Below are 22547 nucleotides of genomic sequence, written 5' to 3'. Positions count from 1 at the left end.
TGATCACTACCCTATCATTAAACTTCAAAAAGTAAAATTAGTATAAATACTTATGTATTGTATCATAATGATCACTTTCATGTTGCTTTTGTTACAGTTATAATGGTTGGTAGTTTAGAAAAGCTTGTTCCTAGAATCGACTTAAAATCGCTCCACTTTCCAGTGAGTCACAGTGGATGTCGTCACCCTACTTTTTTGACACATCTGAGGTGTTTTTTGAACCTTCTTTTTGGATAGCTTATGACCTTAAGGGAACAGTGGATGCTGTGGACAAAGAGGAAATAGCTCGAGTCACATCACTAGAAGGTAGATTAGGCTTTCGGATGTAATGTGTAGTGATCGGTAGGGCATAGTGGATAGTATAGTAAGTAGGGTATAAACAGCTTAATCGGTAACCTTTGTAGTTTTTGACTAAGAGAGCACCTTTCGCCTCGATAGTCATTGACAACAATAAATTAGACTAAGTAATATAACTAGCCAATATCAATAGCATGGTTAAAGCAGTTTTGAACAAATAACACATTTCGTATTTAAACATAAGGTTGGTGTAATGCTATGAAATATGATGTAGTTGTAATCGGTGGAGGTCCATCAGGCTTAATGGCAGCCATTGCAGCAGCAGAACAAAAAAAACGCGTTTTATTACTTGATAAAGGAGAAAAGCTTGGCAGAAAGCTAGCAATTTCAGGTGGTGGACGCTGTAATGTAACTAACCGTCTACCAGTGGATGAAATAATTAAACATATCCCAGGTAATGGCCGTTTTCTCCATAGTGCTTTCTCGATTTATAACAATGAAGATATCATCTCTTTTTTTGAACGGCTAAAAATACAACTAAAGGAAGAAGACCACGGAAGAATGTTCCCGATAACAGATAATGCCCAATCTGTTGTTAACGCTCTTCTTGATGAGCTTAGGCGTTTAAAAGTCCATATAAGAACAAATACACCTGTAAAAAAAGTAATATATGACGATGGAAAAGTGATAGGTGTGGAATTAAAAAATGATGAACTTATCCGTGCTAAAAGTGTAGTAATCGCAGTTGGTGGTAAATCAGTTCCGCATACAGGATCAACTGGGGATGGCTATGCATGGGCTAAAAAAGCAGGACATACGATTACCGAACTCTATCCAACAGAAGTGCCAATTACATCTAATGAACAGTTTATTAAAGAAAAATCATTGCAAGGCCTTTCCCTACGAGATGTTGAATTAAAGGTGATAAATCCAAAAGGAAAAAATGTCATTGCACATCAAATGGATATGATTTTTACACATTTCGGCATATCGGGTCCAGCTGCACTGCGCTGTAGTCAATTTGTATTAAAAACAATGAAGAAATTTAATCTAAAAGAAGTAGAGATGCAACTTGATGCACTACCAGGCAAAAATACTGAGCAACTCTACCAAATGATATTAAGGAAAATGGAGAATGAACCGAAAAAAGCAATTAGGAATGTTTTGAAAGGTATCGTGCCAGAAAGATATTTACTATTTTTATTTGATAAGAATGACATTGATCCACAATCCACAATGTCACATATAGCAAAAGACAAGCTTCGGGCTCTTGTTGTCGACTGCAAACAATTTTCTTTTAAAGTAAATGGGACTTTATCAATTGAAAAAGCCTTCGTTACGGGTGGCGGCGTTTCTGTAAAAGAAATTAATCCGAAACAAATGTCTTCGAAGCTAACGAGAGGGCTATATTTCTGTGGGGAAATTCTTGATATCCATGGATACACAGGTGGCTATAATATTACAGCCGCATTAGTCACAGGAAGACTAGCTGGAATAAATGCAGGTGAAAATGCTAACTAGTTGTTAGGGCTAGCGTAATTATTGACCGATTTACATTGTTTATCGGTCAATTTCATTCTTTTTACGATCAATTATATTTATTTTTGGGTCAATTCCATACTTTTATCGTAATGCACAAAAAAAAGAGAGTAGAGAAAAATACCTCTTTCTCTACTCAGAATAGATCACTTATGCTTTATCCCCTGACCATTCTAACATACCACCAACCATATTTTTCACATTATAACCTTGCTGCTGCATGTATTGACATACACGCTCACTTCGCGCACCAGAACGACATATGAATATATATTCTTCATCTTTTGAAAAGTGATCGAGATGATTAGGGATATCCCCCATTTTTATATGCTTGGCACTAGGAATGATACCTGTAGCTACTTCATCATCTTCTCGCACATCTACTAAGTTTAGCTTTTCTTCTCTATTCAACTTCTCTTCTAACTCAGTTGTTGAAATCTCTTTTACCGAATTCATCATATAGAAAAATGCCTCCTTTAATAAAAACATATCCACATTTATTATAGTTTTAAGTATGCACAAAGTATCAAAAAAAATATCTCCTTGTAAAAAGAAGCAACAAGCACCTTGAATCCAAATGACAACAACCCGCCATAGCCCACAGAATGTGGGCTATTTTAGGAGATCTTTATGCGTTTGTCTTTTACATAACCTGTTGTCGCATTGATTGTTACTTTGCGTCCTTAGATAAAAGCACGTATACATCTAGCGTTCGTCGCATCTTTTCTTCTGTACAATGATGACTAATATATACAGCTACTTTTTATGGTACTAATTTGTTAGTAATAGCAACAGGTTTTACGGAAAGAGCCTTTAAATATTAATTTGCAACAATGTTAACTAATTTTCCAGGAACAGCAATGACTTTCCGTACTGTTTTCCCTTCAATTTGTTCTTTTACCTTCATGTCGTCCATAGCGATTTGTTCAAGCTGTTCTTTTGAAATCTCTGTAGGAACATTCAGCTTTGCACGCACTTTGCCGTTAATTTGTACAACAATCTCAACTTCATTATCAACTAGCTTAGCTTCATCGTATGCAGGCCATGCACTATATGCAATCGTTTCGGAATGTCCTAGCTTTTCCCACAGTTCTTCAGCTACATGTGGGCATATAGGTGCCAATAGTTTTACAAAACCTTCGATATAACGTATTGGTAAATCATCAGCTTTGTATGCTTCATTAATAAATACCATCAACTGTGATACAGCTGTATTAAACCTTAGCCCCTCATAGTCTTCCGTTACCTTTTTTACCGTTTGATGATACGTTTTCTCTAATGCACCAGTATTGTCATTAGCAACAATTTTCGAACTTAAGTTGTCGTTATCATCCATAATTAATCTCCACACGCGGTCTATAAAACGACGAGCTCCATCTAAGCCAGTAGTTGACCATGCAATTGATGCATCAAGTGGCCCCATAAACATTTCGTATAACCTTAGTGTGTCAGCTCCGTGACTAGCGACTATATCATCTGGATTAACAACATTCCCTTTTGATTTACTCATTTTTTCATTGTTTTCTCCAAGAACCATGCCTTGGTTAAATAATTTTTGGAAAGGTTCTTTCGTTGGTACAACACCGATATCGTATAAGAACTTATGCCAGAATCGAGCATAAAGCAAATGTAATACAGCATGCTCTTGCCCACCAATATATATATCGACCGGCAGCCAATCTTCTAATTTTTTAGGATCAGCTAGTTTTTCTTCGTTTACTGGGTCAATATAGCGCAAATAATACCAGCAACTTCCTGCCCAGTTAGGCATCGTATTTGTTTCACGACGACCCTTTCTTCCAGTCTTTTCATCAACCACATTTACCCAGTCAGTAATTTTTGCTAGAGGTGATTCCCCAGTACCCGAAGGTTTAATGTCATCAACCTTTGGAAGTGTTAACGGTAATTCCTCTTCCGGGATCGCTTCAATCGAGCCGTCTTCCCAATGGATGACCGGTATTGGCTCTCCCCAGTATCTTTGACGACTAAACAACCAATCACGAAGGCGATAAGTAATCTTCTTTTCTCCTCGATCATTTGTTACTAACCATTCAATCATTTTAGAAATGGCCTCTTCTTTATTTAACCCGTTAAGGAAGTCTGAATTCACATGTTCACCGTCTCCTGTGTATGCTTCTTCAGAAACATTACCACCTGCTACAACTTCTGTAATCTCCAGTCCGAATTTTGTGGCAAACTCCCAGTCACGCTCGTCATGTCCTGGAACAGCCATTATTGAACCAGTACCATAGCTCATCAACACATAATCTGCAATCCAAATCGGCATTTTTGCATCATTCACTGGATTTATTGCATATGCACCAGTAAACACACCTGTTTTATCTTTGGCTAAATCTGTACGTTCTAAATCACTTTTGCTTTTTACTTTGTCTACATATACATTCACTGCTTCCTTTTGCTCATTAGTTGTAATAATGTCTACTAAAGGATGCTCTGGTGAAAGTACAGTATAAGTAGCACCGAATAAAGTGTCCGGACGAGTAGTAAATACTGTGAACGTTTCCTTGGAATTTGCAATATTAAAAGTAACCTCAGCACCTTCTGAACGTCCGATCCAATTGCGTTGCATATCCTTTACGCTTTCAGGCCAGTCTAGATCATCTAAATCCTCTAATAAACGATCAGCATAAGCAGTAATTTTTAACATCCATTGCTTCATTGGACGTCGTTCAACAGGGTGACCTCCACGTTCACTTTTTCCATCTATCACTTCTTCATTAGAAAGCACAGTCCCTAAAGCAGGACACCAGTTCACTGCAACTTCATCAACATATGCAAGACCCTTTTCATACAGCTTTAAAAAAATCCATTGTGTCCATTTAAAATAATTTGGATCAGTCGTTTTCACTTCTCGGTCCCAATCATACGAAAATCCTAAAGATTTAATTTGTCGACGAAAAGTATTAATATTATGTTCGGTAAATTCAGCTGGATCATTCCCTGTATCTAATGCATATTGCTCCGCAGGTAAGCCAAATGCATCCCAGCCGATTGGATGTAAAACGTTAAAACCTTGCATGCGCTTCATTCTAGATATAATATCAGTTGCAGTATACCCCTCTGGGTGACCTACATGAAGCCCTGCTCCAGAAGGGAAAGGAAACATATCTAAAGCATAAAAATTTTCTTTTCCTTTATCTTCAGATGTTTTGAATGTTTTGTTCCCTTCCCAATATGATTGCCACTTCTGTTCAATTTGTTCATGATTAAAACTCATTGTATTTCCTCCTTACAAACATCTTATTTACAAATTTAACCATTAAAATAAAGTAAAAAACCTCCCATCCCTAAAAAGGGACGAGAGGATTAGAATTAATTCTTCCCGCGGTACCACCCACATTAGTATCATAATATGACACTCGCTTTTCATTCCATAACGCGGACAACGGCAAGCATTACTTATGAGGGTTTTAACATACCTCAGAATTTTCACACTTGCAACTTAAAGGTGAGTTCATGAATATACAACGTCTGGCTTGCACCACCCGCCAGCTCTCTATAACGTGTAACATTCATTACTATTCCTTATCAATGTTGTTATATCATTATATTTCATCATTATTATGTATTGTATAGAATTTAAAATAAAACTGCAAGTTGTATATAGAAATTTTTTCAAAACTAACATATTACCTATCACATCATCTTGATTTCCTCTTGTTGATTTTGTCGGTTTAACCTGTAATCATATGAGGTAGTCGTTATGATTGATATTACCAAGAAGATAATTAAAACGATGAATAATATATTCATTCCATAAATATCAGCCAACAATCCACCAAGCAATGGTCCAACCATTCTTCCACCTGTAGCTGTGCTATTTACAATACCTTGATAAAATCCTTCTCGTCCCTCAGGCGCAAGTTGATGAGCAATAGTTGGAACAGCCGGCCATACTAACATTTCACCAATTGTTAAGATTACCATCGCAGTAATAAAAGAGGAATACTCCGACGCATTCGCAACGACAATGAATGAACAAATAAATATGATGTTTCCGACGACTATCTGAGATTTCAATGTTTTTGCAAAGCGTTTTACAAAAGCAGAGACCAATGGTTGTCCCAAGACGATTAATATTCCATTTACTGTCCACAGCACACTGTATTGCTTTAAGCTAATGTTTAATTCCTGGGTATATGTTGATATCGTAGTAGACCACTGCACATATCCAGCCCAGCATAATAAATATCCCACACAAAGAATAATTAATGAATAAAAGTTAACCTTGCTTTTCCTTGCTATCGTTTCTGTGTCATGATTAGCTGAACTCTTCCCTTTAACATCTAACTGTCGATACCATATCACTCCAATTAAAAAGAAGATTAAATACAATAGGCCACTTGCCATAAACGTATAGTTAAATGAATATGACGCAATAAAACCGCAAAGTGCTGTTCCAAGTGCTACACCTATATTTTGAGCAACATAAATTGCATTAAATGCTTTCCTTTCGCCCTCAGGCCACACCGCACCAGCTAGAGCATACATAGCTGGAAATATTATTCCAGAGCCAAATCCAATAATTATTAATAACAATACAAAATGAGGCCAATCATGAAAGAATATCAACATTATTGAGGCACATAAAGTAACAGATACACCTGAAACAATTGTTTTAAAGCTTCCAAACTTATCATAAATGACTCCACCTAGCAAATTTCCTACTACACCAGCAGCAGAATTAAACATAATAACGACACCTGCTGTTGTTAAGCTTTTACCTAAATAATCATGAACATAAATCGTACTTAAAGGCCAAAGAAACGATGACCCTGTAACTAAAATTGCCATACCAACCACAACAAAATACAATGACCGAGGCATAAATATTCCTCCTCATATGCGCTTAAATTGTTACATAGTTCACCGCACATATTGTATTCGCTCTAAGCTAGAATAGCAATAAAAAATATCTTTAAAATAGACACCTTTTCTGAAATTTGTTGCTTTTTCATACATAACAGTAGAACGAGAAGTAAACGATTTAGTTGAAGAAATGGCACCTCAAAATTCAAACGGAATAACACGAAAAGCAACAACACATCCTAAAATTCCCCAACACAAGCTTGAATATATCCGTGTGAAAATCCCTAACAGTTTACATTATTGGTTAATTAACGAAGGCTGTTTTCATATTGGTTATTGCTTATTTTTGCATATATAGTCCCATAAAAAATTAATAAGCTTTCATAAAACTGTCATATTGTCCAAGTAAAGTAATGCCATCTTCTCATGGATTGTTTTTTTTCGTATTAAGAAATAACCAGATAGACAACTAGCATCCTTGTTATTGTTTCTTCTGGACAACGATGACTAACATATAAAACCGTTATGGTACTAATTTGGTAACGACAACAGTGTTTACAAAAAAAAAGCCTTTAGTAAACATAGCTACAGAGTTTGCGAAAAAAGCCTAACAAAAGCAGTGTCCATAATTGCTAACACTGCTTTCTAATTATTTTTACTTTATTTATTTTTGTGTTGTTTTGATGTTACTGGTTGCCCCTTTTCGGCGTAATTTTGCTTAGCAATTTTTTTAGGATCAAACTCACGACCTAATTCAATATCATTATTATTATTATTTATTCCATTTTTCGTTTTCTGCTCAGGATTGTTTTGTTTAGATCTTTTTTTCATAATACCCTCCAGCTATATTGAATATTCCTAATGATCTTGTAAGATCATCTCGTTCTGTAGTTCCTGAATTTGTAGCCGCATTCTGTGCAATTGTTCTTTTTGTTGGGCATTACAGCTAAGGGCAAGATGAGCTAAATCATTATTTGCATTCTCCAGCTGCTGCTGTGCTTGAGAGAACTCATAATCATTGTAATGCTCTTGTCTTCTCGCCTCAGTTAGTTGCTCTTCCGCAAAGTTTAATGTTTCTTCACATCTGTGAATAAATTCTTGTACTGACTGACGTGTAGCCATCTCGCTACTTGCCTCCTTTATTTCAATTTAATTCAATAATTAGTTTTACCTATTCGTTCTTTTCTATCATTTAAGACTCCATCTAATCATTTCCAACACAATAATTACATTTGTATAAATTTTATTAATCGTGATAAAATGCTTAAGATATGGACGTTGGCTAAGTTACAGCCTATTTGTGCTATTCTTTGGAAATTTTTATAAGGAGGTTACTGACTTGACTCAGAATAACCTATTTCAATATGCTACTGATGATAAACGATACCATACTTGGAATTACCATTTACGACAAACATTTGGCCATAAAGTTTTTAAGGTTGCCTTAGATGGGGGATTTGACTGCCCCAATCGAGACGGCACTGTTGCACATGGAGGATGCACATTTTGTAGTGCAGCAGGCTCAGGAGATTTTGCAGGAAATCGTGTTGATGATCTTATTACGCAATTTCATTCAATAAAAAATAAAATGCATGATAAATGGAAAGACGGTAAGTATTTAGCTTATTTCCAAGCATATACGAATACACATGCCCCTGTTGATGTCTTAAGGGAAAAATTCGAATCCGTGTTAAATTTAGATGGAGTTGTTGGACTATCAATTGCAACAAGACCTGATTGCTTGCCTGATGATGTAGTAGAATATTTAGCAGAATTAAACGAGAAAACATATTTATGGGTGGAGCTAGGATTACAGACAATGCACCAAAGTACAGCCGATCTTATTAATCGAGCACATGATTTAGCTTGCTATGTTGAGGGCGTACAGAAGCTTAGAAAGCACAATATTAATATTTGTTCTCATATAATTAATGGCTTACCTCAAGAAACAAACGAAATGATGATGGAAACGGCTAAATTTGTTGCTGGATTGGACGTTCAAGGCATGAAAATTCACCTATTACACTTGTTAAAAGGGACACCTATGGTCAAACAATACGAAAAGGGCTTACTTGAATTTTTATCATTCGAGGATTATGTCAATTTAGTATGTGACCAGTTGGAAATATTACCACCTGAAATGGTCATTCACCGTATTACAGGTGATGGTCCAATCGATTTAATGGTTGGTCCAATGTGGAGTGTGAATAAGTGGGAAGTTCTTAACGCAATTGATGCGGAACTCAAGCGTCGTGACAGCTATCAAGGTAAGCACGCAGTACACAAGGTGAGCATTAAATGAAATTAGAACGTGTCTTACCGTATATGAGAACATTATTACAAGCAACATTATCTAAAGGTGATCTCGCAATTGATGCAACAGTTGGAAATGGTAATGATACATTATTTCTATCCCAGCTTGTCGGAGAATCTGGACATATATATGGATTTGATATACAGGAACAAGCAATTTTAAGTACAACGAAGCTGTTAGAAACTCATAATGTTTATAACGGCGTTACACTATATCAGGCTAGTCATGATACGATCATCGATACGATTCCAACTGAGCTACACGGTCATATAAAAGCAGCTGTTTTTAATTTAGGATATTTGCCTGGAGGAAATAAGGAAATTGTAACAAAGCCCACTAGCACGATTCAAGCTCTAGAACAGTTGTTATCGGTTTTGGCAGTAGGAGGAATTATTATAATTGTTATTTATTCTGGGCACCCTGAAGGGAAAATTGAACGTGATGAAATATTACATTACGCTTCCACCCTCAATCAAAAGGATGCCAGTGTATTACAATATAAGTTTATTAATCAAATTAATAATCCACCGTTCATTATAGCCATTGAAAAACGTTAAAGCCCAATATCAATTGGGCTTTAGTCATGTTATTTCACGAAAATTAATTCTTTATCCGAATTACAACAAAATGGTATACCCTAATTCGGTTTGGCTGTCGCTACATTCAAATTTGGTTTCCAACGTTGTAGCCTTCGATATGCTCGACCATTAAAATAAAAAAACTTTGATATTGATCCGCCGAGTTTAATAATCTTCTTAGCTGCTTGCTTAACATCCTTTTGTTTACTAACCTTTTCATCTGATAAATAAATGCCTAATAACCCTCTGTTAATTAGACGATGAAACTTCTCGTCAGGTAACCCAGCTGTATTTTTATCTGCCTCTTCAACAAAATGGATAAATCTCTGAATCATTTCTTCCTGATTCTGATAATAAAAACAAAAATTCAAATCTCCACCTTGTCGATCTTCTTCCTGGTCAATAAAATAATCCAATAGTATGTGCAGACCTTGAATATAAGGAAAATAGCTATTACGAATTTTTTGTGCCATACCTTCTTCAAAATAGTCATTAAATGAATAGGCAACTAAACAAAAGATTCCTAATGTAGATCCTGAACAAGCTGAAAATTCGTACCACTCCATTTTTGGTAACTGCGATTCATAATCTTCAAACCACTTTTCTAAACGTGGTACCCTTTCTTCGACAGTTACATGCTTATGGACTTGTAGATCACAATAGTAAAGAGAAAGCTCTAGTAAATAAGGAGCAATCTGCTCATAATGCTTACTCTTTTGTAAAATTCTTTGACAAGTAGTTACTAAATCATGTAAATATCCACCATCAGCTTGTTCATCACGGTATCTGTAATAATTCTCCTTATCACTGTGAATCGTAAGTGCATGCGGCATTGAATTGTGTAAGGCACGAAAATCATTTGGATCAAGTGATGTACTGCGATCGCATAAATTATCTAAATAATCGCTGATCGTTTGATATGCGACAATAAATTCTATACAATCATCCAGGTGCTCTTTCGCAAGCAGTGCCAAAATAGATCCACCTTCACAATGAAATGTCTTGTCATTTATGCTAGCAATTGCCTGCTTTCTAAGCTCTTTATTCGGTATGTTTTCCGCTTTGTGTCGCCAATATGCTAAATAATGATGTACAGTCGGTAATACCTCTTTATACACTTTTTTCATCAAGCCTACTGGTTCACTTGGTATTTTCAAAAAATCACCTCTATGTATCAATTCAAGTTTTCATATAGCTTAATTTCTTTTTCAACAAAACTTTTTGCGAAGTTAAACACATTTTCACGTTCTGGTTCATTAAATATTTCATGGTATAAGCCAATCCACTCTTTATATGTTTTATCTGTACATTTTACGTGATCAAACCATTCTTTTACAACAACTTTATCAACAATTTTATCGCTACCACCTTGCATTAGCAACAACGGTATATCTGGTAGTTTATGAATATTTCGATAAGCAAGTTTCATTGCCTTTAATAATTCATGATACCAACGAACCGACACTTTTGTAACGTACAAAGAATCATTATTATCCTGCTCTTGAATATCTTTATTACGAGTTGCTATTTCAGCAGACAACTTTGCTTCAAACAGTTTTTCAGGAAATAGGTAATTTAACCCCTTTGAGACCCACTCCAAACCCTTTGGAGGATGTTCCACTAGCCCTAAGCAAGGAGAAGATAGCATTAAACCATGAATAGGTAATTGTTTTTCCTGCATGGCTCTAATTGCAACAAGTCCACCCATACTATGACCTAATATAAAAACAGGGAGTTTAAATGTAAGTGCTTCTTGCACCCACATTTCTATTTCCTCAATATAATCATCAAAAGAATCAATATGACCTCGGTGTCTTCTTCTTGACGTACCTTGTCCAGGTAAATCCCCCATCGCAACATGCATACCGATCGACCTCCACATCTCCAGAAGCCACTTATACCTTCCTATATGCTCACAAGCACCATGAATGATCACGATCACCCCTAGAGGCTGTTCAGCATGCCATAATCTCATTATGATCCCCCCTTAATCGTATAATAAATTCATTTCGAATGTGTTAATAATTTGTTACACTTATTTAAAACTATACTTAGTAAGAAATGCGAAGCCGACTTGTACAGTCTCGACAAGCGTTGGAGTAAATTGCCATGAAGGCGCTTTTTCCTTTATGGGCATTGACGAAACGACTCGAGAGGCTAGGAGGCGCAGCTGGACAGATTGAAATGCGGAAGTGACTTGTTCATCTCCGACAAGCGCTGGAACCAATACACATGAAGGCGCTTTTTGACTTCGGGTGTATTGGTGAAGCGACTCGAGGAGATAGGCACTGAAGCTGGACAGATTGAAATGCGTTTATTACTATTAATGAAAGGGATTGTGAACATGATCTATCCGTACAAGGGTATAACCCCTACAATAGCAAATACAGCATTTATTGCTGATTACGTGACAATCACTGGTGATGTATCTATAGGTGATGAGTGCTCAATTTGGTTTAATACTGTCATTCGTGGTGATGTTGCACCGACTACTTTAGGCAACCGTGTTAATATTCAAGATAACTCTGTTTTACATCAAAGTCCCAATAAACCTTTAATTATAGAAGATGATGTGACAGTTGGCCATCAGGTGATTCTCCATAGCTCAATTATTCGAAAAAAAGCACTAATTGGTATGGGCTCAATTGTTCTTGATGGGGCAGAGATTGGAGAAGGCGCATTTATTGGAGCGGGAAGCCTTGTACCACAAGGCAAGACAATCCCACCGTATACATTAGCCTTTGGGCGTCCTGCAAAAGTTATTAGGAAATTAACTGAAGATGATCTAAAGGAAATGCACAGAATTCGCAGTGAATATGTAGAGAAGGGCCAATATTATAAGAGTCTACAAGATAAACAATAATACTGCAGAGCAGCTAAAGTTGAAATATTTATTCTATTTAAAGTGGGGATATTCTAGCAGAAAATCATAAATTCAACAATAGAATTACAATGGCTACAATTGACTTGTATTATATAATATTTGAGGAGAAAAAATGATATTTTTATTTTGGCTACTAATTATTATCATAATTGGGTATCTTGTATACCTATACAAAACTCAAAAAAAAGCAAAGAAAACAATTATATCCTGTATACTCATTCTATTCATAATATGTATTATTTTGCTCATAAAAAAACTACCTGTGTCGACATTGAGAGAAGCAAATCATACTTCGGTAGAAGCTCAAGCACCTGAAAATGATGTTGAAATCATACAAAATACGATGATAAAAATCAAAGATTCTGTACTATTACAAGCACCAGCACTTTCACAACTTCCTGAACTTCCTCGTGGTTGTGAAGTAACGGCATTAGCAATGTTTTTACAATATGCGGGTGTCGTTGTTGATAAAATGGAATTAGCTGAAAAAATAGCAAAAGATCCAACACCATACAAAAAGAAAAATGGCATTATTTCTTACGGGCATCCAAACAATGGGTTTGTAGGAGATATGTATAATCGTAATAACAGAGGGTATGGTGTGTATGTTAAACCAATAAAACAGCTTGCAGATCAATATTTACCTTCAAAGATTATTGATCTAACTGATCGTGACTTCAAAGAAATTGAAATGTATTTATCAATTGGATCACCTGTATGGGTGATTACTAATACTACATATCAAAAATTATCTAATGATAAATTTGAACACTGGGAAACTCCTAATGGAAAAATAAAAATTACTTATTTTGAACACTCGGTTCTAATTACAGGATACGATTCAGAGTTCATCTATTTTAATGACCCTCTTACTGGCGAAAAAAATAAAAAAGTTCCTAGAGACCATTTCATCGCAGCTTGGCAACAAATGGGGAGTCAGGCCATTACCTACATGGAGTAATGACCTGGCTTTTTTCATGCATGTCTGTTTTCGCATTCTCGCAAAATAATCACAATGACTAGCGCTTGGAGGATCCTTTTTCTTCGTTAAAATGAATGTCACCTAAAAGCAGTTCTAACTCTTCTATATAAGTAATAATAGCAACAAAAAATTTTTATTTAAGCTACATTAAGTGCTTAGAGATTATCCCTTAACCTCGCTACACCATTCTTTTCCAAAGACAAAAAGCGCCTTCGAGTGAGTCAACTCTAGCGCTTCTCGTGAGAGTGCAATACACTTGCACTTATCTTATCGTTTAAGCTGTTTCATTTGCTTGCTCATACATTGACTCGAAATCAAACTTCTTTTCAATATACACCTGATGCCAAATCATAAATATAACAACTGTCCAAATTTTCCTACTGTAATCACCCTTATTAGCACAATGATCATCTAGTAGTGATAAAAGTACCTCTTTATTAAAGATATGATCTGTTTCGCTAGTTTGAATGATCTGTTTTACCCAATCGTACATCTCATCTTTCAGCCAGTGACGAATTGGTACTGGAAAACCTAGCTTCTTTCTTTGTAGCACGTGAGCTGGTACAATTCCTTCAACAGCTTTGCGTAAAATATATTTCGTTGTATTTTGAGCTGTTTTCATTTCTGGTGAAATTTTTGAAGCCACTTTGAAAACTTCTTTATCTAAAAAGGGAACACGTAATTCAAGTGAATGAGCCATCGTCATTTTATCTGCCTTTAATAAAATATCACCACGCAACCACGTATGAATATCAATGTACTGCATTTTGTTTACAGGTTCATAGCCTTGGATATCCTCATAAAATGGTGCTGTAATTTTTCGATAGTCTAGTTGTGAGTTATAGTCACGTAAAAGCTTACGTTTATCTGCTTCTTCAAACATTTTGGCATTACCAATGTACCGCTCCTCCATTGGTGTTATTCCTCGCTCAATAAAACTTTTTCCCTTCACACCATCCGGTAACATTGTAGCAATTTTAGCAAGAGCAGATTTTGCAAAGTTAGGTAAATTACTAAACATTTCAAGAGATTGCGGCTCACGATAAATGTTATACCCACCAAACAATTCATCTGCACCTTCTCCAGATAATACAACAGTAACATGTTTTCTGGCTTCTCTGGCGACAAAATATAACGGAACTGCTGCAGGGTCAGCAAGCGGATCGTCCATGTGCCAAATAATTTTTGGAAGCTCTTGCATATACTCTTCTGGAGAGATAACATAGCTTATATTTTCCAAACCAAGCTTTGCAGCTGTCTCCTTCGCTACATCTATTTCACTGAAACCATCACGTTCAAAGCCTACAGAAAAAGTTTTTATATTAGGGTGAAATTCCTTTGCTATTGATGCGATAATCGAAGAATCGATTCCACCTGAAAGAAAGGATCCAACAGGCACATCACTACGCATATGTATTTTCACCGAATCGTATAATACATCACGAATTTCCTTGATGAGCTTATCCTCTGACTTATGCATCGTATGAAAACTGGCTTTCCAATATTGTGAGATATTCATAGGCTCACCAATTTTTTTTGTAAAGTAGTGCCCAGGCTCCAATTTACGAATGCCATATGACATCGTTTCCGGTTCAGGTACATATTGATACGTTAAATAGTTTTGCAATGCCTCATAGTTTATTAAGCCGTTCTTCAGCGCTGCCAAAATACTCTTTTTTTCTGATGCAAAATATGTTAAATCATCCTGCTCCATATAGAAAAACGGTTTAATTCCAAATTGATCCCGTGCCCCAAATATAGTTTTCGTCTCTTTATCCCAAATGACGAATGCAAACATTCCTCTTAGCTTTTCTACAGCTTTTTCCTTTTCGTGGCTATAAAGAGCTAATATAACTTCTGTATCAGAGCTCGTATTAAAATGAAAGCCTTCCTTGACTAAAGATTCACGAAGCTCTACATAATTATATATTTCACCGTTAAAGATTATCCAATAACGTTCATTTTCATAAGTAAGAGGCTGATGTCCCCCTTCAAGATCAATAATACTTAAACGTCTAAAACCTAGCTGTATATGTTCATCGAAATAAAACCCTTCATCGTCTGGTCCTCTATGAGTAATAATATTATTCATATTTTCAAACAAAGCTTTGTCATTTTCGTTACGTTGATGATTTGCTGTATTGTTTACACAGCCAATGAATCCACACATTATGTAAGTCACCTACTAATTCGTATTTATATATTTAAGAATTATATCATATTTAGCTAGTGAATTGAGCAGTGTTAGTAGTATACACAATTTTCCTTTTTGTCTAATCAGAAACGCTCTTTTCGTAAACTTTGTTGCTATGTTTACTAAATGCTTTTTTTTGTAAACTTGCTATGTTTACTAAATGCTTTTTTTTGTAAAATTGCTATGTTTACTAAATGCTTTTTTGTAAAACTCTGTTGTTGGTACCAAACTAGTTCCGTAAAAAGTTGTTTTATATGTTAGTCATCGTTGTACAGAAGAAAAAATGCCACGAACACTAGATATATACATCCTAAAATCCTAGAAGAAAAAACAAAAATCAATGTCAAAACAGCCAGCGGCAAAAATTTAACTCTCCTATATTTCGCTTAGTATGAATTATTTTCTTTCATTTATAAAGGAATTTTTTATAAGAGTAGAGAAATAGTTTGTAAAATTCTGAAAAATCAGGAGGGTTACTTGTGGACTACCGTGAACATGAGGTACTAAAATTCATTTACGAAAATTTTCCTAACCTAGAACTTGAAATTCAGAACTTGTCTTTGTTTCCTTTTGGCAAACGAATTATAGATATTAATGGCTATGAGATATTCGTATACTACTGTCCTTATGCTGATAGTGTTAAAACGATATTTCCTAATGTGGCAGAAGTTAAGAGTCCATCTTAGTTATTACCTATAAAAAATATTGTCATTCATAGTAAGGGCATATCTCACATACAGAATATGTTGTATGTGGGATATGCACTAGTTATTTATTAAGGTAATTTTCGTATATTTTGTAGCTATTATCATTAAAATAGAACAGCAATAATGATTCCTTAATATGAAAAGCAACAATCATTGCAAAAACAACCTTTATTAATTACTTCGAGATAATGCTTGTTCTTTTAACACTTCTGCTTTATCAGTACGTTCCCACGTAAGATCAACATCAGTGCGTCCAAAATGACCATATGCTGCTGTTTGCTTATAAATTGGACGTCGTAAGTCAAGCATATTTATAATCCCTGCTGGACGTAAATCAAAATTATTACGAATGAGGTCAACTAACACTTCATCAGCAACCTTACCTGTTTCGAATGTATTAACTGAAATGGATACAGGCTGTGCAACGCCGATTGCATACGCTAACTGAACTTCCAACTTATCAGCTAAGCCAGCTGCCACCAAATTCTTCGCAACATAACGTGCAGCATATGCAGCTGATCGATCAACTTTTGTAGGATCCTTACCAGAGAATGCTCCCCCACCGTGACGGGCATATCCTCCATACGTATCAACAATTATTTTACGCCCTGTTAATCCAGCGTCTCCTTGTGGGCCACCTATTACAAATCGACCTGTCGGATTTATAAAGTATTTTGTATCAGCATCAATCAATTCTTTAGGAACAACATGGTTTATAACATGCTCCTTAATATTTCGTTGAATTTGTTCTAATGTGATCTCAGGGTGATGTTGAGTAGAAATTACAATCGTATCTATGCGAACAGGTTTATCATTTTCATCATACTCAACAGTTACTTGGGTCTTACCATCAGGTCGTAAGTATGGAAGAATTTCTTCTTTTCTTACCTTTGTTAAGCGTTGTGCTAATTTATGAGCTAATGAGATTGGTAACGGCATTAATTCTTTTGTTTCATTACAAGCATATCCGAACATTAAGCCCTGGTCACCAGCTCCTATCGCATCTATCTCTTCATCTGTCATTGACCCTTCACGAGCTTCAAGTGCTTGATCGACACCCATTGCAATGTCAGGAGACTGCTCATCAATAGATGTTAATACCGCACAGGTTTCTGAATCAAAACCATATTTTGCACGTGTGTAGCCAATGCTCCGTACAGTTTCACGTACGATCTTAGGAATATCAACATACGTCGATGTAGTAATTTCCCCAGCAACCAAGGCCATCCCTGTTGTCACGGTCGTTTCACATGCAACACGAGCGTTAGGGTCATTTGTTAATATAGCATCAAGAATGGAATCTGATATTTGGTCACAAATTTTATCAGGGTGACCTTCAGTTACAGATTCAGAAGTAAATAAGTGACGTTTTTTTGTCATAGCTTTTTCCTCCTTTATGAAGCAACCACTTCATATAGTTATATTTTGAAACGGAACTCATTCCCATATTACTTTCCAAAATTTCAAACTTTTTACTGGAAATAAATAAAACCTCTCCTACAAATCATGAGGAAAGGTTTGAGATACTCGATTCACGCCTTTCACTCTTATCGTTCAAGACAAGTGCCTTGCACCAGGTTAGCACCTTATCACATTAAGAACAAAGCAGATTATTTTCTCATAATCTGAAAATATAGTGATGGTTGCTGGGCTTCATAGGGCCTGTCCCTCCACCAGCTCGGGATAAGAGAGTATCCGTTCAACACAATATATTAACGTAGTAAACCGTTACATGTCAACATAGTTAAGAGCTGAATTGTTCATTAAATTTTCGTTATGTATCTTTTACAAAGAATGGTACGATTATGTTGAATCCAGTATAAAATAATTATAAATAGTATAGACTATTTGAGTTAATGTGTTATACTATTTTTAAGTTATGAATTGTTAACGACATTATTAAAACGTAAAGGAAGGTTTTGATCATGAATTCTGTTAGTGTATCATGCGAATTATCAAGTTTACTAGCTCGTAAAAATACATTACACAATTTATCCGTCCCTACTCTCGTTGAAAGTGTGTTAAATAGAAAAGAAGGCACTTTAACTTCTTCAGGTGCCATACTATCTACAACAGGAAAATATACTGGACGATCACCTAAAGATAAATATATTGTAGATGAACCATCTACAAAAGGTAAAATAGATTGGGGAACAGTAAATCAGCCTATTTCACAAGAATCTTTTGACAATCTCTATAATAAAGTACTCGATTATTTAGCTAACAAAGATGAAATTTATGTATTTAATGGGTTCGCAGGTGCTGATAAAAAATACCAACTTCCTATTCAAGTGATTAATGAATATGCATGGCACAATTTATTTGCACATCAGCTATTTATTCGTCCTACTGAGGAGGAATTACAATCGCATATCGCTGACTTCACTGTCATTTCTGCACCAAATTTTAAAGCAGATCCTGCAATTGATGGAACGAGATCGGAAACATTTATTATTATTTCATTTGAAAAGCGCACAGTACTTATTGGTGGAACAGAGTATGCAGGTGAGATGAAAAAATCCATATTTTCTGTTATGAACTATGTTCTCCCTGAAAAAGAGATTTTATCCATGCATTGTTCAGCCAATATTGGTCAAGAAGGAGATGTCGCTTTATTCTTCGGGTTGTCAGGAACGGGTAAAACAACCCTTTCAGCTGATGCCAACAGACGATTAATAGGGGACGATGAACATGGATGGTCAGCAAATGGAGTGTTTAATATAGAGGGTGGCTGTTACGCCAAGTGTATAAACCTATCCCGAGAGAAAGAACCACAAATTTACGATGCGATTCGATTCGGTTCAGTACTAGAAAATGTCATCGTTGATGATTGCTCAAGAAACCCTGATTATGACAATTCTTCTCTTACAGAAAACACTCGAGCTGCTTACCCTATACAGGCAATCGATAATATCATTTTTCCTAGCATTGCAAGTCATCCTAATACGATCATTTTTTTAACAGCTGATGCCTTCGGTGTTTTACCTCCTATTAGTAAACTATCGAAGGAACAAGCAATGTACCATTTTCTAAGTGGATATACGAGTAAGCTTGCTGGAACAGAACGAGGAATCACTTCTCCACAAGCTACATTTTCAACTTGCTTTGGTTCACCATTCTTACCATTGCCAGCAACTAGGTATGCAAAAATGTTAGGTGATAAGATTGATGAACATGGTGCTCAAGTATATCTTGTGAATACAGGCTGGACTGGTGGAGAATATGGTGTAGGCAACCGAATGAAGCTTGAATTTACTCGTTCAATGGTTCGTTCTGCTTTAGAAGGAGAATTAACCAACGTTGAAACAATAAAAGAAGGTATATTTGGTTTAGAAATACCATTACATGTTCCTGGTGTTCCTGATGATGTACTACAGCCAATAAAAACATGGGCAAACCAGCAAGAATACGTTGATAAAGCAACTGAACTAGCAGCAAAATTCCAGGAAAACTTCAAAAAGTTTAATAATATTGATGAGAAGATAGGACAATTAGGTGGACCTCCATTAACAGCTAACTAATTACTTACTACTCTAATTACACTTTCATCATGCACGATACTTAGAATAATGATAACAATAAAGGGTCTGACCCCATCAATTGAAATGGGTCTGACCCTTTTACTCTTTACTAAGGTTAGTATTATTTTAATCATTCGACTAGGATTGCTGTATTCTTACTGTTATATGTTGTACAACAACCTCAAAATGCAAAACAGCTTTGTTTTTGCTCGATATAGTATCTCCATTCCTTAGTTTGTTGAATGTAAAGAAATCAGCCGGTAAGTGATCACAGTTTTATTATTTGCTAATTCCACCTTATCAATAACCCCTTCTCCACTTATATCTCCCCCTATAGTTCTTTTTACCTCTAATGGGATGTCGAGTGGATATAGACGGTAACCTGTTTTTTCAAGAGTGAAAATATTTTCTCCTAACCTTTTTTCTTTTCCCTTCGTAACAATCATTGTATTTAATTCAAGAGGCATACCCATTTTAAACGCTCCTTTAACATAGTTATCCTTTTATGACTATTTTATCATGGTGTTTATTGATTTTTCATCCACTCAGTAAGTCTTTTTACAATTTTTCTATTTTCAGCAGGAGGAAAGTAATGAGTATATTCGTCAAAATACCATGTAGTTACGCTTTTATTAAGCTCTTTCAGTCTATTTTCAAGTCTATATGCATGTTGAATGGTCACATTGCTATCGTTTTTACCGTGGATAATTAAAATTGGTGCATGTATTTGTTCTAGCATAAAAAGAGGTGTACGAATTTTGTATCTATCTGGATATTTATTAGGCGTTCCTCCAATAACTCTTTTCAGCATACGTCGTAAATCAATTCTTTCGTTATATGTAAGCGTCATATCAGAAACACCACCCCAAGTGACAACTGATTTTACATTGTGTTCTATAATCCCTGTGAAAAGCGCCATGACACCTCCTCGTGAAAAACCAAAAACGTGAATCCTATCTTCATGAACGCTTTCAAGCTGTTCTAGTACTCGATAACTTGCAACGGCATCGTGCCGATCATTTCCAGCAAAGTCCTCATTACCTTCTCCACCTTGATTTCCACGGTAAAAGGGCGCCATGACTACAAAACCTTCTGAAGCAAATTGGACGATGCGTCCAACTCGAACTTTACCAACATTTTTTATTCCACCTCTTAAATATAAAAAACCATCATACTTACCAACGTTTTTCGGTTCAGCTAATAATCCCTTCACTTTCAAACCTTTACTTAAATATGTTAATTCATATAAATGGATATTTGGATTAGGCGAAGGTAGCCGTTGTCTTTCAATAATATGTCCATCTCTACATTCCAAGCTGATCTCCTCCTTCTACTTAAGAATATAGCATGGCAGAGTATTTATGTTGTTTATGCTGCGATACCCACAATGAATTAATAAAGCAACAATTGTTACTAATTCTGTACAGTTAGGTAGACTTTGAGAAGCAAGATGATAACAAGAGGATGGTTGTAGAACAATTTATCTCTTAGGCCCGAAAAACAACAATCCCTGGGTAAACAATCAAAATAAGTAACTAAAGTTATTATTAGCTTCTATGTTAAATTCTCTACATACTATTTTCACATGTCAACAACTACATTCAAACAGTGTAAGTATTGAAGTGACATTCATAGGCGTTCACCTTTTCGAATGGTGCTTCATAAACTATCTTAGCTTAGAAAAGTATATAGGAGGAACTGGCGATGAAGAAAAAAATAAGCTTTATATTTCTTGTAGCATTTCTAATCTTCATACCATTGTCTGGGTGTAATGAACAACAAATACAAAAATTACGTGTTGCTGAAGTAACCCATTCAATATTTTATGCTCCACAGTATGTCGCATTTTCTGAAGGGTTCTTTGAAAAGGAAGGGCTGGAGGTAGAGTTGACAACGACATGGGGCGGCGATAAAACGATGACTACTTTACTATCTGACGGTGCCGATATTGCATTAGTTGGCTCAGAAACGACAATATACGTCCATGCTCAAGATGCTAATGATCCAGTAATAAATTTTGCTCAACTAACTCAAACGGATGGGACTTTTTTAGTTTCACGCAAAAACATCGATAACTTTTCCTGGGATCAACTGAAAGGAAGTACTTTCCTCGGTCAACGCAAAGGTGGCATGCCTCAAATGGTTGGAGAGTTCGTGTTGAAGAAACAAGGTATTGATCCACACAAAGATTTAGATTTAATTCAAAATATTGAATTTGCTAACATTGCAAGCGCATTTGCAGCTGGAACAGGAGATTATGTGCAGCTTTTTGAACCAACAGCAAGTATATTTGAACAAGAAGGAACAGGATATATTATTGCATCATTTGGCAAGGAGTCTGGATATGTCCCATATACTACTTTTATGGCAAAAAACAGCTTTATGGAAGAGAATAGTGAAGCAATAGAAAAATTTACTCGAGCGATATATCAAGCACAACAATGGGTTGACTCTCATGATGCAGCAGAAATTGCTCAATCAATTCATAGCTTTTTTGAGGATACATCAATAGAATTAATTGAAACAGTAGTTGATCGATACAAAAGTCAAGGCTCATATGCAACCAATCCAATTTTAGATGCAACTGAATGGAATAACCTTCAGGACATAATGGACGAAGCTGGTGAACTACCTTTACGAGTAGATCATGAAACATTAGTCAACACTGATATTGCCGAAAAGGTGATGTCCAAATAAGAGG

Annotated in this window: 19 protein-coding genes, 1 riboswitch and 1 other annotated feature; of the genes, 8 read left to right on the top strand and 11 right to left on the bottom strand. The window is 35.8% G+C overall.

The genetic code is table 11. From position 1 onward, the window contains the following. Positions 1-555 precede the first annotated feature (555 nt). The gene (locus SLH48_RS00330) at positions 556-1818 is read left to right on the top strand and encodes an NAD(P)/FAD-dependent oxidoreductase (protein WP_320256627.1); all 1263 of its coding nucleotides are present in this window, start codon (positions 556-558) and stop codon (positions 1816-1818) included. 168 nt (positions 1819-1986) lie between these two features. Here the strand turns inward: SLH48_RS00330 and SLH48_RS00325 are convergent, their stop codons facing one another. From SLH48_RS00325 to SLH48_RS00305, 5 genes are all read right to left on the bottom strand, one after another. After that, positions 1987-2292: a rhodanese-like domain-containing protein gene (locus SLH48_RS00325; protein WP_320257134.1), complete on the bottom strand. Its 306-nt coding sequence runs from the start codon at positions 2290-2292 to the stop codon at positions 1987-1989. A gap of 364 nt (positions 2293-2656) precedes the next feature. Continuing rightward, entirely contained in the window at positions 2657-5074 is a 2418-nt protein-coding gene (gene leuS, locus SLH48_RS00320) for a leucine--tRNA ligase (protein WP_320256626.1), read from the bottom strand. Positions 5075-5147: 73 nt separating this feature from the next. Then, positions 5148-5398, bottom strand: a binding site (T-box leader). A gap of 95 nt (positions 5399-5493) precedes the next feature. Continuing rightward, positions 5494-6684 carry an MFS transporter gene (locus SLH48_RS00315; protein WP_320256625.1) on the bottom strand — a complete coding sequence of 397 codons (1191 nt, stop codon included), beginning with the start codon at positions 6682-6684 and terminating at the stop codon, positions 5494-5496. A gap of 642 nt (positions 6685-7326) precedes the next feature. Continuing rightward, complete coding sequence (locus tag SLH48_RS00310; RefSeq protein ID WP_320256624.1) at positions 7327-7497, bottom strand: glycogen biosynthesis protein GlgD; 171 nt, start codon at positions 7495-7497, stop codon at positions 7327-7329. 27 nt (positions 7498-7524) lie between these two features. Beyond that, a complete protein-coding gene (locus SLH48_RS00305) occupies positions 7525-7788 on the bottom strand; it encodes a YtzC family protein (protein WP_320211001.1) in 264 nt (87 codons plus the stop codon). 217 nt (positions 7789-8005) lie between these two features. On the opposite strand from SLH48_RS00305, the gene SLH48_RS00300 reads away from it, so the two are divergent. Both SLH48_RS00300 and SLH48_RS00295 read left to right on the top strand, forming a co-directional pair. Next, on the top strand, positions 8006-8968 hold the full coding sequence (locus tag SLH48_RS00300; RefSeq protein WP_214483697.1) for a TIGR01212 family radical SAM protein: 963 nt from the start codon (positions 8006-8008) through the stop codon (positions 8966-8968). After that, positions 8965-9537, top strand: a complete 573-nt coding sequence (locus SLH48_RS00295) for a class I SAM-dependent methyltransferase (RefSeq protein ID WP_320256623.1) — start codon at positions 8965-8967, stop codon at positions 9535-9537. Before SLH48_RS00300 ends, SLH48_RS00295 begins: the two co-directional genes overlap by 4 nt. An 80-nt stretch (positions 9538-9617) precedes the next feature. Here SLH48_RS00295 and SLH48_RS00290 read toward each other — a convergent pair whose 3' ends face one another. Then, positions 9618-10715, bottom strand: coding sequence for a tetraprenyl-beta-curcumene synthase family protein (locus tag SLH48_RS00290; protein ID WP_320256622.1), 1098 nt, complete (start codon positions 10713-10715; stop codon positions 9618-9620). 17 nt (positions 10716-10732) lie between these two features. Continuing rightward, complete coding sequence (locus SLH48_RS00285) at positions 10733-11533, bottom strand: alpha/beta hydrolase (protein ID WP_320256621.1); 801 nt, start codon at positions 11531-11533, stop codon at positions 10733-10735. A 369-nt stretch (positions 11534-11902) separates the two neighbouring features. Here SLH48_RS00285 and SLH48_RS00280 point away from each other — a divergent pair, with 369 nt between their 5' ends. After that, positions 11903-12421, top strand: coding sequence for a gamma carbonic anhydrase family protein (locus tag SLH48_RS00280; RefSeq protein WP_320257133.1), 519 nt, complete (start codon positions 11903-11905; stop codon positions 12419-12421). Between the two features lie 283 nt (positions 12422-12704). Beyond that, positions 12705-13403 carry a C39 family peptidase gene (locus SLH48_RS00275; RefSeq protein WP_320256620.1) on the top strand — a complete coding sequence of 233 codons (699 nt, stop codon included), beginning with the start codon at positions 12705-12707 and terminating at the stop codon, positions 13401-13403. A 295-nt stretch (positions 13404-13698) separates the two neighbouring features. On the opposite strand, the gene asnB is transcribed toward SLH48_RS00275, so the two are convergent. Further along, a complete protein-coding gene (gene asnB / locus SLH48_RS00270; protein WP_320256619.1) occupies positions 13699-15594 on the bottom strand; it encodes an asparagine synthase (glutamine-hydrolyzing) in 1896 nt (631 codons plus the stop codon). 503 nt (positions 15595-16097) lie between these two features. On the opposite strand from asnB, the gene SLH48_RS00265 reads away from it, so the two are divergent. After that, entirely contained in the window at positions 16098-16304 is a 207-nt protein-coding gene (locus SLH48_RS00265) for a hypothetical protein (protein ID WP_320256618.1), read from the top strand. 192 nt (positions 16305-16496) lie between these two features. Here the strand turns inward: SLH48_RS00265 and metK are convergent, their stop codons facing one another. Then, positions 16497-17705: a methionine adenosyltransferase gene (gene metK, locus SLH48_RS00260; protein ID WP_320256617.1), complete on the bottom strand. Its 1209-nt coding sequence runs from the start codon at positions 17703-17705 to the stop codon at positions 16497-16499. 164 nt (positions 17706-17869) lie between these two features. Beyond that, positions 17870-18015: riboswitch (SAM riboswitch) on the bottom strand. 235 nt (positions 18016-18250) lie between these two features. On the opposite strand from metK, the gene pckA reads away from it, so the two are divergent. After that, positions 18251-19846, top strand: coding sequence for a phosphoenolpyruvate carboxykinase (ATP) (pckA, locus tag SLH48_RS00255; RefSeq protein WP_320256616.1), 1596 nt, complete (start codon positions 18251-18253; stop codon positions 19844-19846). 230 nt (positions 19847-20076) lie between these two features. Here the strand turns inward: pckA and SLH48_RS00250 are convergent, their stop codons facing one another. Next, positions 20077-20319 carry a DUF2584 domain-containing protein gene (locus tag SLH48_RS00250; RefSeq protein WP_214483707.1) on the bottom strand — a complete coding sequence of 81 codons (243 nt, stop codon included), beginning with the start codon at positions 20317-20319 and terminating at the stop codon, positions 20077-20079. 53 nt (positions 20320-20372) lie between these two features. Beyond that, a complete protein-coding gene (locus tag SLH48_RS00245) occupies positions 20373-21161 on the bottom strand; it encodes an alpha/beta hydrolase family protein (RefSeq protein ID WP_214483708.1) in 789 nt (262 codons plus the stop codon). Positions 21162-21550: 389 nt separating this feature from the next. Between SLH48_RS00245 and SLH48_RS00240 the strand changes: the two genes are divergently transcribed. Next, entirely contained in the window at positions 21551-22543 is a 993-nt protein-coding gene (locus SLH48_RS00240) for an ABC transporter substrate-binding protein (RefSeq protein WP_320256615.1), read from the top strand. Positions 22544-22547: the final 4 nt, after the last annotated feature.

It is taken from the genome of Cytobacillus sp. IB215316 (genome assembly GCF_033963865.1).
Classification (GTDB): Bacteria; Bacillota; Bacilli; order Bacillales; family SM2101; genus Nanhaiella; species Nanhaiella sioensis.
The sequence above is the reverse complement of the archived record's forward strand: the minus strand, read 5'-3'. Positions and strand labels throughout refer to the sequence as shown.